This window comes from Rhizobacter sp. (genome assembly GCA_021153565.1).
Classification (GTDB): domain Bacteria; phylum Pseudomonadota; class Gammaproteobacteria; order Burkholderiales; family Burkholderiaceae_C; genus Albitalea.
The window spans coordinates 1-6,901 of record JAJKJU010000350.1; the positions used below are offsets into that span (position 1 = coordinate 1).

General features: G+C 61.3%; 11 protein-coding genes. 6 read left to right on the forward strand and 5 right to left on the reverse strand.

The window, feature by feature from the left end; genetic code table 11:
* Positions 1–252 precede the first annotated feature (252 nt).
* Positions 253–612: a hypothetical protein gene (locus AC30NL_RS21575; protein WP_489466036.1), complete on the forward strand. Its 360-nt coding sequence runs from the start codon at positions 253–255 to the stop codon at positions 610–612.
* 25 nt (positions 613–637) lie between these two features.
* Complete coding sequence (locus tag AC30NL_RS21580; RefSeq protein WP_489466037.1) at positions 638–925, forward strand: type II toxin-antitoxin system RelE/ParE family toxin; 288 nt, start codon at positions 638–640, stop codon at positions 923–925.
* 72 nt (positions 926–997) lie between these two features.
* Here the strand turns inward: AC30NL_RS21580 and AC30NL_RS21585 are convergent, their stop codons facing one another.
* Both AC30NL_RS21585 and AC30NL_RS21590 read right to left on the reverse strand, forming a co-directional pair.
* Positions 998–1,216 (reverse strand): HipA N-terminal domain-containing protein, encoded by a 219-nt coding sequence (locus tag AC30NL_RS21585; RefSeq protein WP_489466038.1) that lies wholly within the window; start codon positions 1,214–1,216, stop codon positions 998–1,000.
* On the reverse strand, positions 1,213–1,515 hold the full coding sequence (locus AC30NL_RS21590) for a helix-turn-helix domain-containing protein (protein ID WP_489466039.1): 303 nt from the start codon (positions 1,513–1,515) through the stop codon (positions 1,213–1,215). Before AC30NL_RS21590 ends, AC30NL_RS21585 begins: the two co-directional genes overlap by 4 nt.
* A gap of 263 nt (positions 1,516–1,778) precedes the next feature.
* On the opposite strand from AC30NL_RS21590, the gene AC30NL_RS21595 reads away from it, so the two are divergent.
* From AC30NL_RS21595 to AC30NL_RS21610, 4 genes are all read left to right on the forward strand, one after another.
* Positions 1,779–2,066 carry a ribbon-helix-helix domain-containing protein gene (locus tag AC30NL_RS21595; protein ID WP_489466040.1) on the forward strand — a complete coding sequence of 96 codons (288 nt, stop codon included), beginning with the start codon at positions 1,779–1,781 and terminating at the stop codon, positions 2,064–2,066.
* Positions 2,066–2,368 carry a type II toxin-antitoxin system RelE/ParE family toxin gene (locus AC30NL_RS21600; RefSeq protein ID WP_489466041.1) on the forward strand — a complete coding sequence of 101 codons (303 nt, stop codon included), beginning with the start codon at positions 2,066–2,068 and terminating at the stop codon, positions 2,366–2,368. The genes AC30NL_RS21595 and AC30NL_RS21600 overlap by 1 nt, the downstream gene beginning before the upstream one ends.
* Before the next feature lie 168 nt (positions 2,369–2,536).
* On the forward strand, positions 2,537–2,677 hold the full coding sequence (locus AC30NL_RS21605) for a hypothetical protein (protein ID WP_489466042.1): 141 nt from the start codon (positions 2,537–2,539) through the stop codon (positions 2,675–2,677).
* Positions 2,678–2,795: 118 nt separating this feature from the next.
* Positions 2,796–2,954, forward strand: a complete 159-nt coding sequence (locus AC30NL_RS21610) for a hypothetical protein (protein ID WP_489466043.1) — start codon at positions 2,796–2,798, stop codon at positions 2,952–2,954.
* Between the two features lie 120 nt (positions 2,955–3,074).
* Here the strand turns inward: AC30NL_RS21610 and AC30NL_RS21615 are convergent, their stop codons facing one another.
* From AC30NL_RS21615 to AC30NL_RS21625, 3 genes are read right to left on the reverse strand one after another with little or no spacing between them, the layout of a single operon-like run.
* Positions 3,075–4,943 carry a polysaccharide biosynthesis protein gene (locus AC30NL_RS21615; protein WP_489466044.1) on the reverse strand — a complete coding sequence of 623 codons (1,869 nt, stop codon included), beginning with the start codon at positions 4,941–4,943 and terminating at the stop codon, positions 3,075–3,077.
* Between the two features lie 25 nt (positions 4,944–4,968).
* Positions 4,969–5,568, reverse strand: coding sequence for a sugar transferase (locus AC30NL_RS21620; protein WP_489466045.1), 600 nt, complete (start codon positions 5,566–5,568; stop codon positions 4,969–4,971).
* A 21-nt stretch (positions 5,569–5,589) separates the two neighbouring features.
* The gene (locus tag AC30NL_RS21625; RefSeq protein ID WP_489466046.1) at positions 5,590–6,753 is read right to left on the reverse strand and encodes a DegT/DnrJ/EryC1/StrS family aminotransferase; all 1,164 of its coding nucleotides are present in this window, start codon (positions 6,751–6,753) and stop codon (positions 5,590–5,592) included.
* Positions 6,754–6,901: the final 148 nt, after the last annotated feature.

Here is a 6,901-nt window from a genome sequence, read left to right on the forward strand (position 1 = left end):
CGCAGGGCGGGATGCGATGCAAGGCGCTCCGAGCGCCGTGTGGCGAGCCACACAAGCGAGGAGCAACGCCGCAGCGCGCCCGCCCTGCGCCCCCAAAACGGAAAATTGTTTAGGGCCAAATCCTAAACACCACTTGGCCGACATATTCCGCGAAGCGCCGCCCTTCGAACCGCCCACTTGATTCGGCTAATAACCACACGATTAACCGCTCTGCTTACAATGCTGTAGCTGCAACTCCCGTAGGCGCGCACCATGGCCCACATTACCGCTAACGACCTCAAAACCCGCGGAATCGCCGCCATTGAAGCTTCACTTGCCGGCGGTCGCACCGAGGCAGTGGTGTCAGTGCGCGGCACGGAACGTTACGTCGTCATGGAACTGGCGCACTACCAACACTTGCGCGAGTGCGAACTGGAGGCTGCGCTGGCCGAGAGCCGGGCTGACATTGCCGCAGGACGGTTCGTGACCGAGTCGCCAGCTGAACATGTGGCTCGGGCCCAAGCAATGATCACCGCAGGGGCCATGACAAAGCCCGCACCGGAAACAAAAACAAGGTCTCGCCGTCCGTCGGTCAGTGCACCGCGCAAGACGGCCAAGCGCCAGCCTCGTTGAATTTGACCGGTCGACCAGCGATCACATGCTCCCGGCAATGCCCTACACGATCATCTTCACCGAGCGCTATACCCGCATCGCCTCGCGCTTCCTGAAACGCCACCCGGACATGGCACGCGCCTACGAGAAGACGCTAGCACTACTGCAAGTCAACCCGCACCACCCGTCGCTGCGGCTGCATGAGCTGGGTGGGCGGCTGCAGGGTGTGCAATCGGTGTCGATCAACCTGTCGTACCGGATCACGCTGCATTTGCTCGTGACCGAGCGCGAGATCGTTCCGCTCAACGTGGGCGATCATGATGCGGTGTATTGACCTCGAAGCGGCCAACCCTCTTTGACCTCCACATGTGTGTCTGCACCGATGGGCGATTTAATGCGGATCGCATCAGCAGCCTGGGACTTTCTCATCGGGGTGCAAGACTTCACTCGACAGGGTGGCCTCGTCCCCGAGAGAGAGATCTGGGTCGAGTGCGAAAGCAAAGGATTGCTTCAGCCATTCTTGGTCGTAGTGGAAGCGAACCTGACCCCTGTCGTGCGCCAGCGTCCCAACGCGGCGCTCGGAGGTGAAGTCACAGTCGAGCCAAACCTCGAGGACGGCGCTCATTTCTTGCCTCGCGGGCCGAGGTCGAGGTCTTGCAGCTTGCGCCCGACCTTGTCGTCGGCAGCCAAATGGTTGAGGTCGGTTTCAATTCCGAGGGTAGCGAGGATACGAAGGTAGGTGCCCATGGTGACCGAAGCGTCGCCGGACTCCGCGTTGTACAGGGTCGTCCGCGAAATTCCGGCCCGCTGCGCCACCGCAGTGGTCGTGAGTTTGCGGCGCAAGCGCGCGAGGCGAAGTCGCTCACCGAAATCGGCAAGGAGACGTTGCTCCGATGGGAAAATAACTGGAGACTTACTTGGCATGCTTACCATTATGGTCAAAAACAACACATTTTGCCAATAATGGTGAACAATACAGCATGGAGGGGTGCACGCGTTGGGATAGGAACGTCTGACCGCCGCACTACGGACATTCGTCGTGCGTTTTGACGGACGTTCGTTCGCTGTGATCGCTCGTCAGCGCCCATGGGCCATGCCCCCCGATCGATCAGCGCACAGTCAGCCTTGCCTCAAGGCGACCAGTTTGCTATCTTGGTAGGAATATGTCCCACCACCTGGAACGTCCAATGGCCACCGCCGAGAAAATCAGCATTGCCCTGCCGCCAGAAATGGTCGCCATCGTCCATGGCGCTGTTGCCACTGGCGAGTACGCCTCCAGCAGTGAAGTGGTCCGTGACGCTCTGCGCGACTGGACGCACAAGCGCAGCCTGCGTCAGCAGGGCGTCGCCGAGTTGCGCCAGGTCTGGCGCGAGGCGAGACAGGACAAGAGGCCTGGCGTGTCCACTGACGATGTTCTCGATCGGCTTGAGCGGAAATACCAGGCCATGGTCGACGCCGCCGGCTCGGCGACGTGATGCCGTTGGAGTTGTCGGCCTTCATTGAGGCCGATCTCGACGCCATCGCCGCCTTCATCGCCGAGGACAACCCCAGACGGGCCGTCACGTTCATTCGCGACATTCGCACCAAATTCCGCGCGATCCAACAGGGTCCGTTGATCTATCAACTGCGGACAGACATCGGCGAGGACGCCCGCATGGCCACCGTGGGCAACTACGCGATCCTGTTCCACATCGCCGGGAGTGCCGTGCGCATTGAGCGCGTCGTCTACGCCGGACGCGATCTTCCTGGTGTGTTCGACGTGTCGTCGGAACCTTGAATATCGGGTTCCCTCCAGGATTGGTCCGCGTCCGTTGGGCAGACTGTCCTCCTCAATCGTCAAGATCATCGTTCGGATCGCGCAGCGCGCGCAACTCGCCGCGCGTCACCGCCTCAGGCACTGCCTCAGGCACGCTGAACGAGTACCAGCCGCTTCCGCCCACACACCATGAAGACAATCGGTTCCGGTGACGCCATAGTGCTCAGCGTCAGCGATCGATGGAACGGACGGCGAACACAGCACTGGTCGATCGAAAACGGCTGCCACTGGGTGCTCGACGTGACCTTCCGCGAAGACCTCAGAGGCTGAGAGTTTTTCGAGCGTGTCCGAGCAGCACGTCAAAAGACCCCTGATTTAGGCGCAAAGCGCTTGGCTATGGCGAGCATTTGCAACGACGAGCAGGGGTCTTTTGGCGCGATGAGCGGGCATGATCGAAATACTCTCAGCCTCTCAGCCTCTCAGTCGCGTCCGCGTCGGCCACGGCGCCGAGAACGTCGCCATCCTCAGGCGCATGACGCTGAAACTGATCAATCAGAACACGACCATCAAGTCCAGCAAGAAGTCCAAGAGAAAACTGGCGGCCTGAAGCACCACCCGTCTGTAGGAACTCCTGGGGCTGCAGGAACTGCCGGCGCAAGCGGCAACAGCGGTCGCGACATAGCAGAAAACGAGGGCTGGCGCTCATGCAATCGCCCTGGTGCACGCGTTAACTCGGCCGGTACTCCGGCACATATTGACGCAGCCACCGCTTGACTGCCTCGTCGGGCACCGAGACATTCAAGCCCGAGTCCAGATCGGCGGCCAAGCGGTGTGTCTCCGTCATTTGCAGCAGAGCAATCCGCAGCCGTGGGTGCTTCGACGGCAGCGTGTGATCCGCATCCGCCAGCAGCTCCTCATACAGCTTCTCCCCCGGCCGCAGCCCGCTGAACACGATGCCAATCTCGTCTTCTCGGTGCCCGGCCAAATGAATCATCGTGCGCGCCAGCTCGATGATCTTCACAGGCTCCCCCATGTCCATCACGTAAACCTGCCCGCTCTCAGCCAGCGCCGCCGCCTGCAACACCAGGCGGGCCGCCTCGGGAATGGTCATGAAGTAGCGCGTGATCTCCGGGTGCGTCACCGTCACCGGGCCGCCCTTGGCAATCTGTTCCTTGAACTTGGGAATCACGCTGCCGCTGGACCCGAGCACGTTGCCGAAGCGCACCGCCGCGAAGCGCGTCGCATGGCCTTGCGTCGCCATGTATGACAGCACCATCTCCGCCGCACGCTTGGTGGCCCCCATCACGTTGGTCGGGTTCACCGCCTTGTCGGTGGAAATCAGCACAAAGCGCTCAGCCCCGGCCTGCGCGGCTGCTTTTGCGGCGTTCCAGGTTCCAAGCGTGTTGTTCTGCAATGCTGCCCAAGCGTTGTCTTCTTCCATCAACGGCACATGCTTGAATGCAGCCGCATGGAAAACGATGTGCGGGCGCTGCGCTTTGAATGTCGAATGCAGATGATCGATGTTCTTCACGTCGCCCATCAGTCGCACCAGCGGCAGGTGAGGATGCAGCTCAGACAGCTTCTGTTCAATCTGATACAGCGCGAATTCGCTCAGCTCATAAAGCACCAGCTTCGCCGGACCATAGAGCGCGACCTGGTGGCACAGCTCCGATCCAATCGAGCCGCCCGCCCCTGTCACCAGCACCGTCTTGCCGGTGATCAACTCGGCGATCCCCGCCTCGTCAAGCTTCACCGGATCACGGCCGAGCAAGTCTTCGGGCTCGATGTCGCGCACCCGTTCAATGCGGGCCGTGCCTTCGCGCAGCTCGCTGAACGACGGCACGGTCAGCACAGGAAGTCCGGTTTCTGACGCCAGCTCGATCGCGCGGCGCCGCTGCGCCGCCGTGGCACCGGGCATGGCAGTGATGATGTGCGTGGCGCCGGCCCTCACCTCCTCGCGCGCCACGTCGTCGAGCCTGCCAAGCACAGGTGCGCCGAGAATTCGCGCCCCGCGCTTTGTCGGGTCATCGTCGAGCAGCCCGAGCACGATCCAGCCTTCTTGATGCAGGCCAGCAAGCAGCATCCGCGCCGCTTCGCCTGCGCCAAGGACGATCGCACGCCGCACCTCGGCGTCGCTGCCGGTGATGCGCGAGCGGGCATGCTCGTAAAGCATGCGGTACATGATGCGCACCATGCACAAGCCCATCAGCGAAACGATGGGGTGTAGTGCAAGAACGGCGCGCGGCACTTCTTTGAGCTGCAGCATCAGCACGAGCACCGCACTTGTCAGGCCCGCGACGGCGCACGCCAGGGTCAAGCGCTTCACCTCACCGAAACCCGAAAAGCGCCACATGCCGCGCGGAATGCCGGCAACGAAGAAGGTCAGGAGGTACACCGTCGCCACCGCAAGCATGACCCACACGTCGTAGTGGGGCCTTGCAGTCAACCAGCGTTCGAAACCCAGGCGGAACAAGTAGGTGAAGTTCCAGCACAGGCAAATGACCGTGCCGTCGATGAGCATCGACAAGGGTTGTCGATGCGGGCGAATACGTGCAAGAACGCGGTCCAGTCGGTGCCAGAAACTCGGGGATGTCATGGGTATGCGGGGCAGCGAAGCCATCTCAGCGCGAACCGAGCAGGGTCTTCAGAGTGAGTGCAATAAGCCGCAGGTCGGTGGCAAGACTCGCGTTATCGACGTACTGCGCCGCGAGCTTGAGCTTGGCAGGCAAGACCACTTCCTTGTATTCGCGCTCCGGGTCGCTGGCCCGTGCCAGCAGTTCGCTCTCGTTGCGAAACTCCAGCGAGGCAATGTCGGTGATGCCAGGACGCACGCTCAGCACTTTGTCGCGCAGCAGCGGCGGATAGATCGCCACATAGCGAGGCACCTCGGGTCTCGGGCCGACAAAGCTCATGCGCCCAAACAGCACGTCGAACAATTGCGGCAACTCGTCGAGCTTGCTGCGCCTGAGAAACTGCCCTGCCTGCGTGATGCGTGCGTCAGCACCGACGGTAATCAAGGGACCGCTCGGCGATGCTGAATGCGTCATCGTCCTGAACTTGTGGATCCGAAACGGGACGCCATAACGCCCCACGCGTTCTTGCCGAAAGAACACCGGGCCCGGCGAATCGAGCTTCACCCACGCGCCGATTATCAGGAGCAACGGGGCGAGCAACACGAGTGCAAGGACCGAGAGCACGATGTCGAACAAGCGCTTTGCCATGTGCCCTTCAGCTTTGCTCGTTCATACGAGCGCGGAGCGAACTGCGTCGACGACACGCCGCACATCACTGTCTGTCATGCGCGTGTACAGCGGCAGGCTCAACATGTTCTCGAACGCTCGCTGCGAATGCGGGAAAGACTCCGCCTTCAAGTGGTATCGGTCGCGCCAATAGGGCTGAAGATGCAGAGGGATGTAGTGCACGCTGCACCCGATGCCGGCGGCGAACAGACGCTCGATCAGCGCATCGCGGTGGATGCCGGCCCCGTCGGCCAGCCGCAACACGTAGAGATGCCACGCGTGCAGATCGCCAGCCTTTGCCAATGGTGGTGTCATCACGGGCAAGCCCGCCAACCCCTCATTGAACATCGTCGCGATCTGCTCGCGTCGTTTCTGGAACGTATCGGCTCGCCTGAGCTGATGCAATCCCAATGCCGCCGCAATGTCCGTCAAGTTGTACTTGAACCCAGGTGCCACGATCTCGTAGTACCAGCTCGGCACCTTCGCCGTGAAGCGATCGAAGGCATCGCGGTTCATGCCGTGAAGTCGCATCACCTTCATGCGCTTGGCAAGCTCCGCATTGCGCGTGACAACCATGCCGCCCTCACCTGTCGTGATGGTCTTGTTGGCGTAAAAGCTGAAGACGGTCACGTCGGAATCGAGCGTGCCGATGAGCTTGCCGCCGCACGTGGTGGGCAGTGCATGGGCCGCATCCTCGACGACCTTGAGGCCGTGCTTCTTCGCCAAGGCCAGCAGTGCGGGCATGTCAGCCGACAGGCCGGCATAGTGAACGGGCATCACGGCCTTGGTGCGTGGGGTGATGGCGGCTTCAACCGCATTCACGTCGATACACATCGTGGCCGGATCGATGTCGACAAGCTTCACGTCCGCACCGAGATACCGCACGACCTCGGCTGTTGCCGTGAAGGTATGAGTGGTCGTGATGACTTCGTCGCCCGGCCCGATGCCAAGCGCTTCGAGTGCGAGGTGCAGGCCGGCCGTCGCGGAATTCACGGCCAACGATTGCAGGCTGGCGTCGCCGAGGTAGGTGGTGAAGTCTTCTTCAAAACGCTTCGCCTTGGGCCCGGTCGTGATCCAACCCGAACGCAAGGTATCGACGACTTCAGCAATCTCTTCTTCCCCGATGTCGGGCAGCGCGAATGGGAGGAACGGGAGTGAATCTGACATGGTTTAAATCTTTGGCAATCCAGCACTGCGCGTGGGTTGAACAGAGTGTAGATGTCAAGTCCCGTGTGTTCATAGACCTTTTTGACGAACAACTCGGGCTTTTTTTCACGCCAAGCCTTGAGCGCCTGAATGGGTGTTTGATGCTTCA